This window comes from Burkholderia pyrrocinia, assembly GCF_022809715.1.
Taxonomy (GTDB): domain Bacteria; phylum Pseudomonadota; class Gammaproteobacteria; order Burkholderiales; family Burkholderiaceae; genus Burkholderia; species Burkholderia pyrrocinia_C.
In genome coordinates this window covers 1044583-1064088 of record NZ_CP094459.1, presented here as the reverse complement: position 1 = coordinate 1064088, position 19506 = coordinate 1044583, and the positions used below count along the sequence as shown (strand labels likewise).

General features: G+C 65.9%; 19 protein-coding genes. 2 read left to right on the top strand and 17 right to left on the bottom strand.

All coding sequences use genetic code 11. The features are described from left to right. Positions 1 to 225 precede the first annotated feature (225 nt). The 3 genes from MRS60_RS04985 to MRS60_RS04975 are packed head-to-tail and all read right to left on the bottom strand — an operon-like array spanning position 226 to position 2733. Positions 226 to 1020 (bottom strand): MetQ/NlpA family ABC transporter substrate-binding protein, encoded by a 795-nt coding sequence (locus tag MRS60_RS04985; protein ID WP_034183047.1) that lies wholly within the window; start codon positions 1018 to 1020, stop codon positions 226 to 228. A gap of 35 nt (positions 1021 to 1055) precedes the next feature. Then, positions 1056 to 1709, bottom strand: a complete 654-nt coding sequence (locus MRS60_RS04980; protein ID WP_006486982.1) for a methionine ABC transporter permease — start codon at positions 1707 to 1709, stop codon at positions 1056 to 1058. Further along, positions 1699 to 2733, bottom strand: coding sequence for a methionine ABC transporter ATP-binding protein (locus tag MRS60_RS04975; RefSeq protein WP_034183046.1), 1035 nt, complete (start codon positions 2731 to 2733; stop codon positions 1699 to 1701). Before MRS60_RS04975 ends, MRS60_RS04980 begins: the two co-directional genes overlap by 11 nt. Positions 2734 to 2948: 215 nt before the next feature. On the opposite strand from MRS60_RS04975, the gene MRS60_RS04970 reads away from it, so the two are divergent. After that, positions 2949 to 3869 carry an alpha/beta hydrolase gene (locus MRS60_RS04970; protein WP_034183045.1) on the top strand — a complete coding sequence of 307 codons (921 nt, stop codon included), beginning with the start codon at positions 2949 to 2951 and terminating at the stop codon, positions 3867 to 3869. Between the two features lie 31 nt (positions 3870 to 3900). On the opposite strand, the gene MRS60_RS04965 is transcribed toward MRS60_RS04970, so the two are convergent. Further along, complete coding sequence (locus tag MRS60_RS04965) at positions 3901 to 4824, bottom strand: histone deacetylase family protein (protein ID WP_034183044.1); 924 nt, start codon at positions 4822 to 4824, stop codon at positions 3901 to 3903. A gap of 170 nt (positions 4825 to 4994) precedes the next feature. Here MRS60_RS04965 and mltB point away from each other — a divergent pair, with 170 nt between their 5' ends. Further along, on the top strand, positions 4995 to 6212 hold the full coding sequence (gene mltB, locus MRS60_RS04960; protein WP_034183043.1) for a lytic murein transglycosylase B: 1218 nt from the start codon (positions 4995 to 4997) through the stop codon (positions 6210 to 6212). Positions 6213 to 6280: 68 nt separating this feature from the next. Here mltB and cysM read toward each other — a convergent pair whose 3' ends face one another. The 13 genes from cysM to pheA form a co-directional block, all read right to left on the bottom strand. Further along, positions 6281 to 7183: a cysteine synthase CysM gene (gene cysM / locus MRS60_RS04955; protein WP_034183042.1), complete on the bottom strand. Its 903-nt coding sequence runs from the start codon at positions 7181 to 7183 to the stop codon at positions 6281 to 6283. A gap of 214 nt (positions 7184 to 7397) precedes the next feature. Continuing rightward, positions 7398 to 7760 (bottom strand): ComEA family DNA-binding protein, encoded by a 363-nt coding sequence (locus MRS60_RS04950; protein ID WP_034183041.1) that lies wholly within the window; start codon positions 7758 to 7760, stop codon positions 7398 to 7400. A 73-nt stretch (positions 7761 to 7833) separates the two neighbouring features. Then, positions 7834 to 8826, bottom strand: a complete 993-nt coding sequence (rfaD, locus tag MRS60_RS04945) for an ADP-glyceromanno-heptose 6-epimerase (RefSeq protein ID WP_034183439.1) — start codon at positions 8824 to 8826, stop codon at positions 7834 to 7836. A 63-nt stretch (positions 8827 to 8889) separates the two neighbouring features. After that, the gene (rfaE1, locus tag MRS60_RS04940) at positions 8890 to 9840 is read right to left on the bottom strand and encodes a D-glycero-beta-D-manno-heptose-7-phosphate kinase (protein WP_243565307.1); all 951 of its coding nucleotides are present in this window, start codon (positions 9838 to 9840) and stop codon (positions 8890 to 8892) included. Between the two features lie 7 nt (positions 9841 to 9847). Then, entirely contained in the window at positions 9848 to 11248 is a 1401-nt protein-coding gene (locus MRS60_RS04935) for a UDP-glucose dehydrogenase family protein (protein ID WP_034183040.1), read from the bottom strand. 90 nt (positions 11249 to 11338) lie between these two features. After that, positions 11339 to 12511 (bottom strand): lipopolysaccharide assembly protein LapB, encoded by a 1173-nt coding sequence (gene lapB, locus MRS60_RS04930; RefSeq protein ID WP_034183039.1) that lies wholly within the window; start codon positions 12509 to 12511, stop codon positions 11339 to 11341. A gap of 53 nt (positions 12512 to 12564) precedes the next feature. Next, positions 12565 to 12858, bottom strand: a complete 294-nt coding sequence (locus tag MRS60_RS04925) for a lipopolysaccharide assembly protein LapA domain-containing protein (RefSeq protein ID WP_034183038.1) — start codon at positions 12856 to 12858, stop codon at positions 12565 to 12567. Positions 12859 to 13067: 209 nt separating this feature from the next. Beyond that, on the bottom strand, positions 13068 to 13391 hold the full coding sequence (locus tag MRS60_RS04920) for an integration host factor subunit beta (RefSeq protein ID WP_006486894.1): 324 nt from the start codon (positions 13389 to 13391) through the stop codon (positions 13068 to 13070). A 22-nt stretch (positions 13392 to 13413) separates the two neighbouring features. Continuing rightward, positions 13414 to 15126, bottom strand: a complete 1713-nt coding sequence (rpsA, locus tag MRS60_RS04915; protein WP_034183438.1) for a 30S ribosomal protein S1 — start codon at positions 15124 to 15126, stop codon at positions 13414 to 13416. Between the two features lie 142 nt (positions 15127 to 15268). Beyond that, positions 15269 to 15955, bottom strand: coding sequence for a (d)CMP kinase (cmk, locus tag MRS60_RS04910; protein ID WP_034183037.1), 687 nt, complete (start codon positions 15953 to 15955; stop codon positions 15269 to 15271). A gap of 13 nt (positions 15956 to 15968) precedes the next feature. Continuing rightward, positions 15969 to 17273: a 3-phosphoshikimate 1-carboxyvinyltransferase gene (gene aroA / locus MRS60_RS04905; protein ID WP_243565306.1), complete on the bottom strand. Its 1305-nt coding sequence runs from the start codon at positions 17271 to 17273 to the stop codon at positions 15969 to 15971. A gap of 13 nt (positions 17274 to 17286) precedes the next feature. Next, entirely contained in the window at positions 17287 to 18213 is a 927-nt protein-coding gene (locus MRS60_RS04900) for a prephenate dehydrogenase (protein ID WP_111017576.1), read from the bottom strand. Between the two features lie 186 nt (positions 18214 to 18399). Further along, positions 18400 to 19482, bottom strand: coding sequence for a prephenate dehydratase (gene pheA, locus MRS60_RS04895; RefSeq protein WP_034183034.1), 1083 nt, complete (start codon positions 19480 to 19482; stop codon positions 18400 to 18402). Positions 19483 to 19506: the final 24 nt, after the last annotated feature.

The window sequence follows — 19506 nt, the reverse complement described above, 5'->3', positions numbered from 1 at the left end:
CACGCTCCAAAGTTACGAATACGACCAGAGGCCATTCTATAGCGAGGCCTCATGACTGCGCGGCCAAGCGGACCCATCCATCGTGGCTGTCGAGGATACCGCTTCTTGGCGACGCGCCAATGATAGCGAACGGTCGTTCTATTTTAAAAGAGAAAAAACCCGGACGCAAAGCCCGGGTTTTCGATCATCGACTCTAATCCCGCCGGGCGTCCCGTGCTCTGCCCGTTACCAGGCGGCGATGACCGCGCCGCCGAACTTGCCTTCGATGAACTGCTTCACGTCGGCCGAATGATAGGCCGCGATCAGTTTCGCGACCCACGGCTTGTTCCGGTCCGCGTCGCGAATCGCGAGGATGTTCGCGTACGGGCCGTTCGGACCCTCGATCGCGATCGCGTCCTGTTTCGGTTTCAACCCTGCTTCCATCGCGTAGTTGGTATTGATCGCGGCCGCGTCGACGTCGCCGAGCGAGCGCGGAATCTGCGCCGCATCGAGTTCGACGATCTTCAGCTTGCGCGGATTGTCGACGATATCGAGCGGCGTCGCCTTCAGCCCCGCATCCGCGCGCAATTTCAGGAGGCCCTGCTTTTGCAGCAGCAGCAGCGCACGGCCGCCGTTGGTCGGGTCGTTCGGGACCGCGATGCGCGCGCCGGGCTTCAGTTCGGCCAGCGACTTCACGCGCTTCGAATAGATGCCCATCGGGAACGTGACGGTCTCCGCGACCTTGATCAGCTTGTAGCCGCGATCCTTCACCTGCGCCTGCAGATACGGATCGTGCTGGTAGCTGTTCGCGTCGAGGTCGCCCGACGCGAGCGCCGCGTTCGGCTGCACGTAATCGGAGAATTCGACGATGCGGATCTCGAGGCCGCTCTTCGCCGCGACCTTCTTCACCGCTTCCATGATCTGCGCGTGCGGCCCGCCCGTCACGCCCACCTTGATGGTTTCGGCCTGTGCGTGCGCACCCGCGAACAGCGCGGCTGCGCCGAGTGCCGCCGCGAACTTCAGCATGAAGCGTCGTTGCATCGTCTCTTCCCCCTAACTAACGGATCAATTTCGTCTTATTTGTGGCTCAGCCGGCGGACGAGCCAGTCGCCGAACGACTGCACGATCTGCACGAACACGATCAGGATCGCGACGACCGTCCACATCACTTCCGGCAGATAGCGCTGGTAGCCGTAGCGAATCCCGAGATCGCCGAGCCCGCCGCCGCCGATCGCACCGGCCATCGCCGAATAGCCGACCAACGACACGAACGTGATCGTCAGGCCCGCCACCACGCCCGGCAGCGATTCGGGCAGCAACACCTTGAATACGATCTGCGACGTGGTCGCGCCCATCGATTGCGCGGCTTCGATCAGCCCGCGGTCGACTTCGCGCAGCGCCGTCTCGACGAGACGCGCGATGAACGGCGCGGCCGCCAGCGTCAGCGGCACGACCGCCGCGGCCGTGCCGATCGACGACCCCGTGACGAGCCGCGTAAACGGAATCACCGCGACCAGCAGGATGATGAACGGCGTCGAGCGGACGGCGTTCACGATGCCGCCGAGCACGCGATTCACCGCGAGGTTCTGCAGCACGCCCTGGCGATCGGTCAAGTAGAGCAGCACGCCGAGCGGCAGACCGACGAGCGCGCCGACCGCCCCGGAGATGCCGACCATGATCAGCGTCTCCCAGAACGACTGCACGAACATATCGAACATCTCACTCAACATACGAAAGCTCCTCTACCACCACACCTTGCTCGCGCAGGAACGCGAGCGCCTGCCCGACCTTGCCCGGCTCGCCGCCCGCGAGCACCGCGAGCGAACCGAATGCCTGCCCCTGAATCTCGTCGATCTGGCCGTGCAGGATGTTGAAATCGAGTTCGTATCGGCGGATCGTCTCCGACAGGATCGGCTGGTCGACACCCGAGCCCGTGAACGCGAGCCGCAGCAGATGCCCGCTACCTGTCTTCAGCCGCTCGGCCACGCGCACCTTCAGCGCGGGCGGCAGTTCCTGCGCGATCACGTCGCCGATCAGCGCGCGCGTCACTTCGTGATGCGGCTGCAGGAACACGTCGATCACGCGGCCCTCCTCGACCACCCGCCCCGCATCGAGCACCGCGACGCGATCGCACACCTGCTTGATCACTTCCATCTGGTGCGTGATCAGCACGATCGTCAGGCCGAGTTCGCGGTTGATGCGCTTCAGCAGGTCGAGGATCGAACGTGTGGTCTCGGGATCGAGCGCGGACGTCGCTTCGTCCGACAACAGCACCTTCGGCTGGCTCGCGAGCGCGCGTGCGATGCCGACGCGCTGCTTCTGTCCGCCGCTGATCTGCGCCGGGTAACGATCCTTCTGCGCGGACAGCCCGACGAGGTCGAGCAGCGGCAGCACGGCGGCCTCGATGTCGGCACGGCTTGCGCCGGCCAGCTCCAGCGGCAGTGCGACGTTGTCGAACACCGTGCGCGACGACAGCAGGTTGAAGTGCTGGAAGATCATGCCGATCTCGCGGCGCGCCTCGCGCAGCGCGCCGGCCGGCAGCAGCGTGAGATCGCGCCCGCCGACGACGACATTGCCTTCGGTCGGCCGCGTGAGCAGGTTGATGGTGCGCACGAGCGTGCTCTTGCCGGCGCCGCTTCGGCCGATGATGCCGAACACCTCGCCCTGCGGAATCGTCAGGTTGACGTTGTGCAGCGCCTCGACCCAGCCGCTCGGCCCGGGGAAACGCTGCGAAAGATTGCGTAATTCGATCATGTAAACAAAACGGTGGCCGGCCGGCGCGCAGGCCCGCCAGTCGGCCACCGATGCATCTGGAATAGTCGGCGATTTTACCGCAAACCCCTCATTCCCCTTAATAATCGATTTCGATCTTTTCATAACCTCACGAAATTAGAGGAGCGCCGCTGGCCCGTCGCGACAATGCCGCGACTATGATCCGGAACACCGACCAACGAACAGGGACACGCCAGATGACCGCCACCACCACGCCGGCCGCCGCGCCCGCCACTGCCGGATCGGCGCCTTCGTCGCCGCCCGCGCCGAAAATGGGCCGGCTACGCGCTGCGGACGGGCTCGAACTGGCATCGTACCGCTGGCCGGCCGGCAGCGGCACCGCGCCGCCGCGCGCGACGATCGCGCTCGTGCATGGCCTCGCCGAACACGCGGGCCGTTATGCCGCGCTCGCCGGCCGGCTGAACGCGGCCGGCATCGACGTGCTCGCGATCGATCTGCGCGGGCACGGCCAGTCGCCCGGCAAGCGAGCCTGGGTCGAGCGTTTCGACGATTACCTGAACGATGCGGATGCGCTGGTCGCCGAAGCCGCGCGCGGCAATACGCCGCTGTTCCTGATGGGACACAGCATGGGCGGCGCGGTCGCCGCGCTGTACGCGATAGAACGCGCGCCGGCCAGCGGCCATGCGCTCACGGGCCTCGTGCTGTCGAGCCCGGCGCTCGCACCGGGGCGCGACGTGCCGCGCTGGATGCTCGCGGTAAGCCGCGTCATCAGCCGCGCGTGGCCGACCTTTCCCGCGATCCGGATCGACGCGGCGCTGCTGTCGCGCGATCCGGCCATCGTCGCGGCCAATCGCGCCGACCCGCTCGTGCATCACGGCGCGGTGCCCGCGCGCACCGGCGCGGAGATTCTCGACGCGATGGCGCGCATCGAACGCGGCCGCGGCGCGCTGCGCGTCCCGGTGCTCGTCTATCACGGCACCGACGACAAGCTGACCGAACCCGACGGCAGCCGTGCGTTCGGCGCGCGCGTCGGCTCGCCCGATCGCACGCTGACGCTATACGAAGGTGGTTTCCACGAAACGATGAACGATCTCGAACGCGACCGCGTGATCGATGCGCTGATCGCGTGGATTCACGCGCGCGTGCCGGCGCGCTGATCAAGCGCACATGCTGGCGGCGGACGGACGGTCAGATACCGGCCAGCACGCGCAGGTGCGCGACGACGCTGCGCCCGAGTGCGGACAGGTTGTAGCCGCCTTCGAGACAGCTCACGATGCGGCCCTGCGCATGACGACGCGCGACGTCGACGATCTGCGCGGTCAGCCATTCGAAGTCGGTCTCGACGAGGCCGAGGTTGCCGATGTCGTCCTCGCGATGCGCATCGAAGCCCGCCGACACGAACAGCATCTGCGGCTTGAACGCGTCGAGACGCGGCAGCCAGAACATGTCGACGGCTTCGCGGATCGCCATCCCGTTGCTGCGCGCGGGCATCGGCAGGTTGACCATGTTCGGCGCCTGGTGATCGACGCCCGAGAACGGGTACAGCGGATGCTGGAAGAAACTGCACATCAGCACGCGCTCGTCGTTGGCGAATGCAGCCTCGGTGCCGTTGCCGTGGTGCACGTCGAAATCGATGATCGCGACACGTTCGAGACCGTGCACGTCGAGCGCATGCCGCGCGGCGATCGCGACGTTGTTGAAGAAGCAGAAACCCATCGCGCGCGCCGGCTCCGCGTGGTGGCCGGGCGGCCGGACGCCGCAGAACGCATTCGCGTAGCGGCCTTCGATCACCGCGTCGGTCGCCGCGATCGCGGCACCGGCTGCACGCAGCGCCGCGCGCCACGTGTCGCGGTTCATCAGCGTATCGGGATCGATCTCGACGTAGCCGTCGACCGGCGTCATGCTCCGGATGTAGTCGATGTGCGCCTGCGTATGCACACGGCCCAACGCCACCTCGCTCGCGAACGGCGCGGTTTCGTGCACGATCAGGTCGTCGATGCGGCTCGCGATCAGTTGATCCTGGATCGCCGACAATCGGGCCGGGCATTCCGGATGCCATTCCCCCATCTCGTGCAACATGCAGTCGGGGTGCGTATAGAAAGCGGTTGCCATAAGCTGTCATCCGCAGCGCGCGGTGCGCCGCAGGTCTCCATCAATGATGTCCATCGTCTGCCGCGAATTCGCCGCTAACTTACCACAACGGGGCCCGGTTTCGCCCCGGCGCGCCGGATGCGTCGGGTATACTGCGCCGAACCCAATCGCCCCCGTCCGCCCGCTTCGACATGAATTCCAGCAAGCCTGCCGCCCTTCTCTCCGCGCTGCGCCGTGTTCGCGCTCCGCTCGTCGTTGCCGCCGTCGCCGCAGCCCTCGGCGCCGCGCCTGCCGGCGCGCAGACGCAGCCTGCGAAGCCTGCCGGTACGCGCGTCGCACAGGCCCAGCCCCAGCAGCCGGCGCCGCAAGGCCAGACCTTCGAAGAGGAAATCGTTCCGCAGCGTTACGCGAGCAACGCGAAGGTCGACGCGTTCATCGACGAGATGGTGAGCCGCAACGGCTTCGACTCCGCGAGCCTGCATGCGCTGTTCTCGCGCATCAGCTATTCGGCGACGGCAGTCAAGCTCGTGAAGCCCGCCGCGTCGCCGACGGTCAAGAACTGGCGCGTCTATCGCTCGCGCTTCATCGAGCCGATCCGCATCAACGCGGGCGTGAAGTTCTGGAAGGCCAACCAGGCAACGCTGCAGCGCGCATCCCGGGAGTTCGGCGTGCCGCCCGAGGTGATCGTCGGCATCATCGGCGTCGAGACGATCTATGGCCGCTACATGGGCAGTTTCCGCGTGCTCGACGCGCTGACGACGCTCACGTTCGACTATCCGGACACGCCGAATCGCGACAGCCGCCAGGCAACGTTCCGCAAGAACCTCGAGGATTTCCTGGTCTGGACCCGTGACAACCAGCTCGACCCGACCACCGTGCTCGGCTCGTATACGGGTGCGATCGGGATTCCGCAGTTTCTGCCGAGCAGCATCCGCGAATATGCAGTCGACTTCGACGGCACGGGCCATGTCGATCTGCGCAGCAGTCCTGTCGACGCGATCGGCAGCGTCGCTAACTACCTGAAGCAGCACGGCTGGGAAACCGACCGCCCGGTGGTCTGGCAGATCACGCCCGATACGGGCAGCCTGGGGATCGCACAGGCCGCCGCCGACGGCCAGCCCGAACCGCACTGGGCGCTGTCGCAACTGATGCGCGCGGGCATGACGCTGAACGAACCGGCGGTCAACATCACCACCGAAGCCGCCACGCCGGTGACCGTGGTCGATCTGCCGTCGCCGGGGCGCGCGACCGAATACATGCTCGGGCTGAAGAATTTCTACGTGCTGACGCGCTACAACCGCAGCTTCTTCTACGCACTCACCGTGTATCAGCTCGGCGAGGCCGTGAAGGCGCAGATGGAAGCGAGCGGCGCGCTGACGCCGGGCAACGCGGACGAGCAAGCGCAGTAGGCAACGCACCCGCCCAAACAAAAAAACGCCGCAACTGCGGCGTTTTTTTTATCGCGTGCGGGACGGGCTCAGGCCGGGAACACGCCCGTGGACAAATAGCGGTCGCCGCGATCGCAAACGATGAACACGATCGTCGCGTTCTCGACCTGACGCGCGATGCGCATCGCGACTTCGCACGCGCCGCCCGACGAAATGCCCGCGAAGATGCCTTCGACAGCCGCCAGCCGGCGCGCCATCGTTTCGGAGGCGGCCTGGCTCACGTTCTCGACGCGGTCGACGCGGCTGCGATCGAAGATCGTCGGCAAATAGGCTTCCGGCCATTTGCGGATGCCGGGAATGCGCGAACCTTCTTCCGGCTGCGCACCGACGATCTCGATCGCGGGATTCCGTTCCTTCAGATACTGCGACACGCCCATGATCGTGCCGGTCGTGCCCATCGCCGACACGAAGTGCGTCACGCGCCCGTCGGTGTCGCGCCAGATCTCCGGGCCGGTCGCTTCGTAGTGCGCGACCGGGTTGTCGGGGTTGGCGAACTGATCGAGGATCACGCCCTTGCCTTCGCGCTGCATCTGGTCCGCCAGGTCACGCGCCAGCTCCATCCCGCCCTTCACCGGCGTGAGGATGATCTCGGCGCCATAGGCCGCCATGCTCTGGCGGCGCTCGACCGACAGGTCCTCCGGCATGATCAGCACCATCTTGTAGCCGCGGATCGCCGCTGCCATCGCGAGCGCGATGCCCGTGTTGCCGCTCGTCGCCTCGATCAGCGTATCGCCCGGCTTGATGCGCCCGCGCGCCTCGGCCTTGCTGATCATCGACAGCGCCGGGCGATCCTTCACGGAACCGGCCGGATTGTTGCCTTCGAGCTTCGCGAGCACCACGTTGTTGCGCGCGCGAATCTCGTCGTCCGGCAAGCGGACCAGTTGCACGAGCGGCGTATTGCCGATCGTGTCTTCGATAGTTTTGTAAGCCATGGGTATGCCGTGAGTACGAGGCCGATCAATCGGTCGATTGTAAACCAGCGCCGCCGCTCGCGCCGGCAACCCCTTTGCGACGATGGAATACGCATGCCGCGCGATTCGCGATCGCTGCGCACGCAGTGCGCACGCAAAAAACCCGCGGCATGCCGCGGGAAGCCGTCGCAATGACGGCGACTGAAGGAGCTCTTTGTCGGTCGCGCGCGACGCGTTACTTCTGCGCGGTGCGGGCAGGTGCCGCGGCGGGCTTTGCTGCTGCCGCCTTGCCCGCGACCGGCGCGGCTGCAGTGCCCGAGCCGGTCGCGCCCGCGCCGGCCGCGCCTACCGTCAGCCCTTCCTGCTGAAGTCGCTCGACGGTATGGCCGCCCATGCCTTTCACGCGTGACGCGAGATCTTCCGCACTCCTGAACGGACCGCGCGCGCCGCGTTCGTCCAGAATCGCCTTCGCCCGCGCCGGGCCGATGCCCTTGATGCCGACGAGCGCATCCTCGTTCGCGGTGTTGACGTCGACGGCCGCCCAGGCCGACGCGACTGCGCCGAGCATGACCGCTGCGGCAAACCATTTTCTGATCATGTGCTGGATCTCCGTTGAAAACGGCCGGCGGCTGCCGACCGTGAGACCCAGTCTATCGATACAACGCTTCCGCTTAAACCTGGCCGGACAGCCAACGAACGTAGCGGTCGACGCCTTCCTGCACGGTCAGGAACGGTGCATCGTAGCCGGCGGCGCGCAGTTTCGTCTGGTCGGCCTGCGTGAAGCACTGGTACTTGCCGCGCAACGCATCGGGGAACGGCACGTATTCGATCAGCCCCTGCTCGACCTGCTGCGCGAGTGTCAGCGGCGGCAGGTTGTCGAGCGCACGCAGCGTGTTCACGACCGTCGACGCGATATCGTTGAACGGCTGCGCACGGCCCGTGCCGAGGTTGAAGATGCCCGACTTCTCCGGATGATCGAAGAAGAACAGGTTCACCTTCGCGACGTCCTCGACCGACACGAAATCGCGCGTCTGCTCGCCCGGTGCATAGCCGTTGTACTCGCCGAACAGCTTCACCTTGCCTTCCGCGCGGAACTGGTTGAAGTTGTGGAACGCAACCGACGCCATGCGGCCCTTGTGCGTTTCGCGCGCGCCGTACACGTTGAAATAGCGGAAGCCGGCGATCTGGCTCTTCGCGGTCGGCAGCACGCGACGGATCACCTGGTCGAACAGGAACTTCGAATAGCCGTACACGTTCAGCGGCGCCTCGACGTCGCGCTCCTCGACGAAACGCGTCGAGCCGCCGTAGATCGCGGCCGACGACGCGTACAGGAACTGCGCGCCTTGCGCGAGGCACGCGTCGAGCACCGCGCGGCTGTAGCGGAAGTTGTTGTCCATCATGTAGCGGCCGTCGGTTTCCATCGTGTCCGAACAGGCGCCTTCGTGGAACACCGCGCGCACCTTGCCGAAGTCGCCGCGCGCGAAGCGTTCGACGAATTCCGTCTTGTCGAGATAGTCGTCGATCTCGCAATCGACGAGATTGCGGAACTTGTCCGCGCGCGTCAGGTTGTCGACCGCGATGATGCGCGTCTCGCCGCGCTCGTTGAGCGCCTTGACGATGTTCGCGCCGATAAAACCGGCTGCGCCGGTGACGATGAGGGTCATGATCGTCCTGCCTGAAAAGTGCGAGCCACTCGTGCGACGCGCTCGTCGCGCCGCCGAATGCGCTCAGTGAAACAGTTCGTCGTAGTCCACCGTGGCCGTGCCGAGCTTGCCGACCACGATGCCTGCCGCGCGATTCGCGAGCACGACCGCGTCGACGAGCGGCACGCCTGCGCCGAGCATCGTCGCGACCGTCGCGATCACGGTATCGCCCGCGCCCGACACGTCGTACACCTCGCGCGCAAGCGCCGGTGCGTGCAGTTCGCCGGTGGCGGAAAAGAGCGTCATGCCCTCTTCGGAACGCGTGAGCAGCAGCGCGTCGATGCCGAGTTCCGCACGCAGATTCGCAACGCGCGCGCGCAGATCATCTTCCGATTTCCACTGCCCGACCACTTCGCGCAACTCCGCGCGATTCGGCGTGATCAGCGAGGCGCCGCGGTAGCGCGCCCAGTCGTCGCCCTTCGGGTCGACGAGGACGGCCTTGCCGGCCGCCCGCGCTTTCTCGATCATCGTCGTGACGTGCGTCAGGCCGCCCTTCGCGTAATCCGACATCAGCACGACGTCGTGCTGCGGCAGCAGCGCGTCGAAGCGCGCGAGCCCCGCGAGCAGCACCTCGTGCGTAGGCATCGCCTCGAAGTCGACGCGCAGCAGTTGCTGCTGGCGTGCGAGCACGCGCAGCTTGATCGTGGTCGGCAGCGTCGGGTCGCGCTCGAGATACGGCGTCACGCCGCTGCTGCCGAGCATCTCGACGATCCGCTCGCCGGGTTCGTCGCAACCGACGACGCACAGCAATCCGGCCTGGCCGCCGAGCGTCACGGCATTGCGCGCGACGTTGGCCGCACCCCCGAGCCGCTCTTCCTGACGCTGCACGTGCACGACCGGCACCGGCGCTTCCGGCGAAATTCGATCGACGTTGCCGAACCAGTAACGGTCGAGCATCACGTCGCCGACGACAAGCACACGCGAGCGCGCGAGCTGCGCGCGCGGCACCGGAACGACTTCGCGGAGAGTATTCATCGTGTGATCAGCCACGGGAGAACGACTGGGGATCGACATACGGCCGGCCGATCGCATAGTAGTCGATGCCCAGTTCGGCCATCGCGTCCGGCTCGTACAGGTTGCGCCCGTCGAAAATCACCGGCGCCTTCAGTTCGGCCTTCAGGCGCGTGAAATCGGGGCTCCGGAATTCCTTCCATTCGGTCACGATCACGAGCGCGTCCGCACCCGTCACGGCGACGTCCTGCGTATCGACGAGCTGCAGCCGTGCAAGCGCATCCGCATCGTCGCCGAAATCCAGCGCGAACACGCGCCGCGCCTCGTCGACCGCGACCGGATCGTACGCGCGCACGATCGCGCCGCGCTCGAGCAGCGCGGCGATCAAGCGGCGGCTCGGCGCCTCGCGCATGTCGTCGGTGTTCGGCTTGAACGCCAGGCCCCAGACCGCGAACTCGCGGCCGGTCAAGTCGGCGCCGAAGCGCTGCTCGATCTTGCCGATCAGCACGTCCTTCTGCGCATGGTTGGCCGCCTCGACGGCTTCCAGGATGCGCAGCGGCTGGCCGTTCTCGCCCGCGGTGCGAATCAGCGCCTGGACGTCCTTCGGGAAGCACGAGCCGCCGTAGCCGACGCCCGCGTACAGGAAGTGGTAGCCGATGCGCGGATCGGAGCCGATCCCGCGGCGCACGGCCTCGATGTCGGCACCGACCTTGTCGGCGAGATTCGACATCTCGTTCATGAACGAGATACGCGTCGCGAGCATCGCATTCGCCGCATATTTCGCGAATTCGGCCGAACGCACGTCCATGTAGATCGTCCGCTCGTGGTTGCGGTTGAACGGCGCGTAAAGCTTCTTCATCTTCTCGCGCGCGATCGTGCCCGTCTCGTCGCCGTCGACACCGATGATGATCCGGTCAGGGCGCATGAAGTCCTCGACCGCGGCGCCTTCCTTCAGGAATTCCGGGTTCGACACGACCGAGAAGCGATGCGCGACGCTGCCGCCGAGCCCGCGTGCGGCAAGCGCCTCGTCGACCACGCCGCGCACGCGCTGCGCGGTACCGACCGGCACCGTCGACTTGTCGACGATCACCTTGAAGCCCGTCATGTGGCGGCCGATGTTGCGCGCGGCCTCGAGCACGTATTGCAGGTCGGCCGAGCCGTCCTCGTCGGGCGGCGTGCCGACCGCAATGAACTGGATCTCGCCGTGCGCGACGCTCGCCTCGAGGTCGGTCGAAAAGCGCAGGCGCCCCGCCGCGCGGTTGCGCGCGATGATGTCCAGCAGCCCCGGTTCGTGAATCGGCATCCCGCCGTTATTCAGGATGTCGATCTTGCGCGGATCGACGTCGAGACAGAAGACGTCGTGACCGATCTCCGCGAGGCATGAGCCCGTGACGAGGCCGACATAGCCGGTGCCGATGATGGTGATTTTCATAGATGTTCCGGTACTTCCCGGTAATTGACTAACTTGGCCGCCGGGCCGAGCCCGGCGACAACCGCTGCGCGTTGGTTCCGCGTGCCGGGATCAGCTCGACATCGCAGGTTCGACGCGGCGCGGCGCATAGGTTTCCCAGCCGCTGCATCCGGGGCACTGCCAGTAGAAGAGCCGCGCCCGGAAACCGCAATTCTGGCACGTATACCGTGGCAGATTTTTCGTGCGCTGCTTGATCAGCGCACGCATCATTTCAAGTTCCTTACGACGCGGTTCGTCGGCCGCCGCGATCTGCGCATCGAGCAGGTGCAGCATCCCCGACAGGTTCGGCGACTTCTCCATCTGCGCGCGCGCGAGCGTGTGCGCTGCATCCTGGCCGCGCAACCCCGCGATATGCTGATAGGCGATGTCGAGCAGGTCGTTCGACGGATAGCGGTCGACATACCCCATCAGCAGCTCCGCGCCGTCGACGTTCTTGCCGAGCGCGACATAGGCCTTCATCAGCTTGTCGGCGACGAGCGGCAGATACGCCGGGTTCTGCGCTTCGACACGCTTCCAGTGCTCGATCGCAGCCGCGTGATTGCCCTCCGCCTCCGCGGCATCGCCGGACAGGATCGTCGCGCGAACGTTCTGCGGGTTCACGGTCAGCGCGAGCCGCAGTTGCTCTGCGGCCGCAGCCGCGTTCTTGCGCTGCAACGCGTCCTGCGCGAGTTCGCAGTGAAACTGCGCGATTTCGGTGCCGAGCGGTTTGTCGCTCATCGACTCGATGCGCTTCGCGGTATCGATCGACTTGTTCCAGTCCTTCTCGATCTCGTAGATCGTCAGCAGCGCCCGCTGTGCGCCAAGCGCGTAGTCGCCGTCGGCGAGCTTGTGGAACGCCTCCTCGGCGCGATCGAGCAGGCCGGCCTTGAGGAAATCCTGGCCGAGCTCGTACAGCGCATGGTCGCGCTCGTTGACCGGCAGGTCCGTACGGCTCAGCAGGTTCTGGTGCACGCGGATTGCACGGTCGGTTTCACCGCGACGGCGGAACAGGTTGCCGAGCGCGAAGTGCAGCTCGACCGTCTCGGGGTCGAGCTTGGCGACCTCGATGAACGCGTCGATCGCCTTGTCCGGTTGTTCGTTCAACAGAAAATTCAGGCCGCGAAAATACGATCGCGGCAGGTTGGCACTCTCCGACAGGAGATTCTTCAGGTCATAGCGTGACGCCGCCCAACCGAGCGCGAACGCAACCGGAATCGCGAGCAACCACCAGAAATCCAGATCCATGCGAAATATCGAAGCAGAGACGAAAACCGCGCGATTATCGCGCGGCGTCCGTGTTAAATGACGGGCGGCATCGGCGGCTGGTCGATGACGGCAGGCGTTTCGCGCGCCGCGCGCAGATCGCGCTTCAGGCGCCCGTTCTCGAGACGCAGACGGAAGATCGAAGGCAGCGCGGACAGCAGGCCGGCCAGCAGCCCCACGACGAAGAACGCGAGGCCGATCAGGATCAGCGGCGCTTGCCATGCATAGCCGGCAACAAAATTCAGCGTCGCGGTTTGCGTATTGGCCAGCGCGAGCACCAGCAGCAGCACGAACACCAATACCCGGATCAGCCAGACGATAAACTTCATGAAGCCCTCTCTTTGTTGAGGTTTGCCGCGGCGCGCGACTCCCCTTCGTCGCACCGAATCGACCCGTATTGTAAAGGAAGCGTTTCCGCGGCTGCGCAGATCCTGCTCGCCCCATTGCGCTGCGGTTGCCGGAAACGAAAAAAGCGCCCGCAAGGGGCGCTTTTTTCTTCAGCCTTCGCCGGACAGGTTCCGGGCAAACCGAACGACGCTCAACGCTCGTCGTCCGGATCATCAGCCTTCAGCGGCTCACCGGCGCGGCCGTCGACGCGTTCACGCAATTCCTTGCCAGGCTTGAAGTGCGGCACGAACTTCTCGGGCACCTGCACTTTCTCCCCCGACTTCGGGTTGCGTCCGACGCGCGCCGGGCGACGGTTGAGGCCGAAGCTGCCGAAACCCCGAATTTCGATGCGATGCCCTTTCGCCAGGGCATCGGACATCGCATCGAGCATCGTTTTCACCGCGAAATCCGCATCCTTGAGGACAAGTTGCGGAAATCGCGATGCCAGCTGCGCGACCAACTCGGATTTGGTCATACTTCAGCAGACCTCGTGAGGCTTACTGGTTCTGGCCGTCGAGCTTCGCCTTCAGCAGCGCGCCGAGGTTGGTCGTACCGGTCGCAGCAGCGCTCGAGTCCGATTGCAGGCCGCGGATCGCTTCCTGTTGCTCGGCCGAATCCTTCGCCTTGATCGACAGGTTGATGCCACGCGACTTGCGATCGATGTTGATCACCATCGCGTTGACCTTGTCGCCTTCCTTCAGCACGTTGCGTGCATCTTCGACGCGATCCTGCGAGATTTCCGATGCGCGCAGGTAGCCTTCGATGTCGCCCGTCAGCGTGATGACCGCACCCTTCGCATCGACCGTCTTCACGACGCCGTCGACGATCGAGCCCTTGTCGTTCATTGCAACGTAGTTGCTGAACGGGTCGCCTTCGAGTTGCTTGATGCCGAGCGAAATACGCTCCTTCTCGACGTCGATACCGAGCACGATTGCTTCGACTTCGTCGCCCTTCTTGTACTTGCGAACGGCTTCTTCGCCAGCTTCGCTCCACGACAGGTCCGACAGGTGGACCAGGCCGTCGATGCCGCCCGGCAGACCGATGAACACGCCGAAGTCGGTGATCGACTTGATTGCGCCCGTGATCTTGTCGCCCTTCTTGAAGTTGCGGCTGAAGTCATCCCACGGATTCGGCTTGCACTGCTTCATGCCGAGGCTGATACGACGACGGTCTTCGTCGATCTCGAGAACCATGACTTCGACTTCGTCGCCGAGCTGGACAACCTTCGACGGAGCAACGTTCTTGTTGGTCCAGTCCATTTCCGACACGTGGACGAGGCCTTCGATGCCCGATTCCACTTCGACGAATGCGCCGTAGTCGGTGATGTTCGTGACCTTGCCGAACAGGCGCGTGCCCGACGGGTAACGGCGCGAGATGCCTTCCCACGGATCGTCGCCCAGTTGCTTGATGCCCAGCGAGACGCGGTTCTTCTCCTGGTCGAACTTGAGGATCTTCGCGGTGACTTCCTGGCCAACCGACAGGACTTCGCTCGGGTGACGCACACGACGCCATGCGATGTCGGTGATGTGCAGCAGGCCGTCGATGCCGCCGAGGTCGACGAACGCACCGTAGTCGGTGATGTTCTTGACCACGCCGTTGACGATCGCGCCTTCCTTCAGCGTCTCGAGCAGCTTCGCGCGCTCTTCGCCTTGCGTCGCTTCGATCACTGCACGACGCGACAGCACGACGTTGTTACGCTTGCGATCGAGCTTGATCACGCGGAACTCGAGCGTCTTGCCTTCGTACGGGGTCGTGTCCTTGACCGGACGCGTGTCGACCAGCGAACCCGGCAGGAACGCGCGGATGCCGTTGACCATCACGGTCATGCCGCCCTTCACCTTGCCGGTGATCGTGCCGGTGACGAGTTCGTTGTTGTCGAGGGCCTTTTCCAGCGACAGCCACGATGCAAGGCGCTTCGCCTTGTCGCGCGACAGGATCGTGTCGCCGTAGCCGTTTTCGAGTGCGTCGATCGCGACGGACACGAAATCGCCCGACTGCACCTCAACCTCGCCCTGATCGTTCAGGAATTCCTCGATCGGAATGTAAGCCTCGGACTTCAGGCCTGCATTGACGACCACGAAGTTGTGGTCGACGCGCACGACTTCGGCGGAAATCACTTCGCCGGCGCGCATGTCTTGGCGGGTCAGCGACTCTTCGAACAGAGCCGCAAAGGATTCGGTATTCGGGGTGGAGGTTTGCAGGTCGGACATAAAAATCTGATTGTGCATGGCTCGCTGTGCCACGCCGGCCGGAATGGCAGGCTGAAAGGGCCAGATCGAAGACCACACGGGGTTAAGGGTTCGAAACACGCTCCGCGCTTGCGACGCGGAGCACCTACCGCTGCCCGCCTTCTCAGGCGGGCTGGCCGAGCGCCCGGTACCACTGCAGCACCTGGTCGACTGCTTCATCGACCGAAAGTGCCGACGTATCCAGCAGCTCGGCATCTGCCGCGGGCTTCAGCGGTGCGGCCGCGCGATTGCTGTCGCGCGCGTCACGTTCACGAAGATCCCGGAGCAAGTCATCTATATTAGCAGAAAAACCTTTTTGCATCAATTGCTTATGCCGTCTGGCCGCGCGCGCCTCGGCGCTGGCCGTCAGGAACACCTTCAGCACGGCGTCCGGGAAGATCACCGTACCCATGTCGCGGCCGTCGGCAACCAGGCCCGGCGTCTTGCGGAACGCGCGCTGGCGCGCGACCAGCGCGGTGCGCACGGGCCCGTGCACGGCAATGGCCGACGCGCGGTTGCCGACCGCTTCGGCGCGGATGTCGTTCGACACGTCGACGCCGTCGAGCTGCGCGCAGCCTTCGCGGAACGTGATGTGGAGATCGTCGATCAGTTTCACCAGCGCGTCGATGTCCTCCGCCTCAATGCCGTAGCGTACGCTTGCGAGCGCCGCGAGACGGTACAGCGCACCGCTGTCGAGCAGGTGGAAGCCAAGGTGCGCGGCGACGAGCGCCGCGACGGTGCCCTTGCCGGAAGCGGTCGGGCCGTCGATCGTGATGACGGGAGTCGGGTGAAAGGGTCGGGTCGATTTCATCGGAACAGTCGGGTCAGGCTTTGGCGAGCGCAGCGAAGCGGTCGAAATAGTCGGGGAACGTCTTGCCGACGCACTTCGGATCGTTGATCCGCACGGGCACGCCGCCCAGGCTGACGAGCGAGAAGCACATCGCCATCCGGTGATCGTCGTACGTGTCGATCGCCGCGTTCGGCGTGAGCTTTTCCGGCGGCGTGACAACGAGATAGTCGGGACCTTCCTCGACGATCGCGCCGACCTTGCGCAGTTCGGTCGCCATCGCGGCGATGCGGTCGGTCTCCTTCACGCGCCAGCTCGCGATGTTGCGCAGCGTGCTCGTGCCGCTCGCGAACAGCGCCGCAACCGCGATGGTCATCGCCGCATCGGGGATCAGGTTGAAATCCATGTCGATCGGCTCGAGCTTGCCGTGGTCGTGACCGATGCCTCGCACATCGATCCAGTCGTCGCCCATCGTCACGTTCGCGCCCATCTGCATCAGCGCGTTCGCGAAGCCGACGTCGCCCTGGATGCTCGCCCGCCCCACGCCCTCGACGCGCAGCGGGCCGCCGCCAAGCGCGCCGGCCGCGAGGAAGTACGATGCGGACGACGCATCGCCCTCGACCATGATCCGCCCCGGCGAGCGGTAGCGGACGCCGGCCGGCACGACGAAGCGCTGCCAGCCGTCACGCTCGACGACCACGCCGAAACGCTCCATCAGCCGGATCGTGATGTCGATGTACGGCTTCGAGATCAGTTCGCCGTCGACCTCGACGACGATCTTGCCGTCCTTCGCCTTCACGAGCGGCAGCGTCATCAGCAGCGCCGTGAGGAACTGGCTCGACACGTCGCCGCGCACGCGGATCGGCGCATCGACCGAGATCGTCGCGGGCCTGATCCGCAGCGGCGGGTAGCCTTCGTTCAGTTCGTAATCGATCCGCGCGCCGATCTGCCGCAGGCCGTCGACGAGATCGCCGATCGGCCGCTCGTGCATGCGCGGCACGCCGTGCACGCGATAGTCGCCGCCGTTCACCGCGAGCGCCGCGGTCAGCGGCCGCACGGCCGTGCCCGCGTTGCCGAGGAACAGGTCGGCCGTCTTCGCGGTGAACGCGCCGCGCGTGCCCGTGACGACGCAGGTGTCGCCGTCGCGCGTGAGCTTCACGCCGAGCTTGCCGAGTGCATCGAGCATCACGCGCGTATCGTCGGAGTCGAGCAGGTTGGTGATCGTCGTTTCGCCTTCGGCAAGCGCCGCGAGCAGCAGCACGCGGTTCGAGATGCTCTTCGAGCCGGGCAGGCGCACGGTGCCCGATGCGCTGGAGTACGGGCCGAGATCGAGATAGTCCATGGGAATCGTCCTGTTATTTCTTGACCGGTTCGGCAGCGGGCGTGCCGCCACGCTCCTGCCATGCCTTGCGTGCGGCGCGCGAGCGCGTGAACACGGCTTCGAGCGCCGCGCCGTCGCCGGCGTCGATTGCCTCGCGCAGCCGCGCGAGCACGCGCGTGTAGCCGTCGAGTTCGTCGAGCAGCGCCGCGCGGTTCGCGACGCACACGTCGCGCCACATCTCCGGGCTCGACGCCGCGATGCGCGTGAAATCGCGGAAGCCGCCCGCCGCGTACGAGAATTTGAGTTCCGCGTCCGTCTCGCCGAGGATCTGTTCGACGAGCGCAAACGACAGCACGTGCGGCAGATGGCTGATCGACGCAAACACGCGGTCGTGCTGCCCGGTGCTCATCGTGCGCACGTCGGCGCCGGTCGCGCGCCACATCGCGTCGATCCGCGCGACCGATTCGGGCGCGTTCTCCGGCAGCGGGCACAGCACGACGTTGCGGCCGACGTACAGGTCCGGCAACGCGGCCTCGACGCCGCTCGACTCGCGGCCGGCAATCGGATGCCCCGGCACGAACTGCGCGATCCGCGCGCCGAGCGCTTCGCGCGCGGCGGCGACGACGTCGGATTTGGTGCTGCCCGCATCGGTGACGATCGTCGCATCGGCGAGCCACGGCGCGATGCGCGCGAGCAACGGGCCCGTCTGCGCGACGGGTGCGGCCAGCAGCACGAGATCGGCGCCCGCCAGTGCGTCGCGCAACTGCGCGTCGTCGTCGAGCGCCGCCGCGCGGTCGATCACGCCGAGCGACAGCGCACGCTCGACCGATGCGCGCGAACGGCCCACGCCGACGATCTCGCCCGCGCCGCCCGGCGCGCGCTCGCGCAGCGCGCGGGCCAGCGATCCGCCGATCAGGCCGACACCGAAAATGACCAGTTTGTTGAATGCAAAGCCTGACACGACAAGAGCCAAGTTACGCGTGCGGAACGACGCCCCGCACACGGAATTCCAGATTCCGGGCAACGGGCCCGCACCCGGCGCGACCTGCACCGGATGCCGCCCGAACCCGCCTTCGGCAGCGCCGATCGGCCTGCCCTGCCCGCCTGGCCGCCGCGCCTGCGCGAGCAGGCGCCGGACCGCCGCGCGTCAGCGTGCGCGCGGATACGAACCGAGTATCTTCAGGAACGCAGCCTTCTGGCCAAGTTCCGCAAGCGCGGCCGCGACCGACGCATCGTCGCGGTGCCCTTCGATGTCGATGTAGAAGTAGTACTCCCACGTGCCGACGCGTGCCGGACGCGACTCGAAGCGCGTCATCGACACACCGTGCCGCGCGAGCGGTTCGAGCAGCTTGAACACGGCGCCCGGCTCGTTCTTCACCGACACGATCAGCGACGTCTGGTCATGACCGCTTTGCCCGGCCGGCTGCTTGCCGACGATCACGAAGCGCGTACGGTTGTGCGGGTCGTCCTGGATCTGCGAGAACGCGATCTGCAAGCCGTAATGCGCGGCCGCGCGGTCGCCCGCGATCGCCGCGACGGTCGGATCGGCTGCCGCGAGGCGCGCGGCCTCCGCGTTGCTCGCCACGGCCTGCCGCTCGAGCTGCGGCGCATTCGCGGCGAGCCACTGCTGGCATTGCGCGAGCGCCTGCGCATGCGCGCAGACGCGCTTCACGCCGTCGAGCGTGCCGCTCTGCGTGAGCAGGTTGTGGTGGATGGGCAGCGCGAGCTCGCCGCTGATCAGCAGTTGCGTCTGCAGCAGCAGGTCGAGCGTGCGCGACACGGCCCCTTCGGTCGAATTCTCGACCGGCGCGACGCCGAACGCGGACGCACCAGCCTCGACCGAACGGAACACCTCGTCGATCGACGGGCACGGCAGCCCTTCGATCGACTGGCCGAAATACTCGAACATCGCCTGTTCGCTATACGTGCCGACCGGCCCGAGGAACGCGACGTGGATCGTCTGCTCGAGCGCGCGGCTCGCCGCCATGATCTCGCGCCAGATTGCGCTGATGTGCTCGCTCTCGAGCGGCCCCGCGCTCATGTCCTGCAGCCGCGCGATCACCTGCAGCTCGCGCTCCGGCCGGAACACCGGCGCGTTGAAATGCTTCTTGACCTCGCCCACCTCCAGCGCCACCGCGGCGCGCTGGTTCAGGAGCGCAATCAGCTGCGCGTCGATCGCGTCGATGCGATCACGCAGCGGTTTCAGGCGGGAATTCAGTTCGTCGTCCATGCGTTTTGCCGTGCTGTTTGAGCA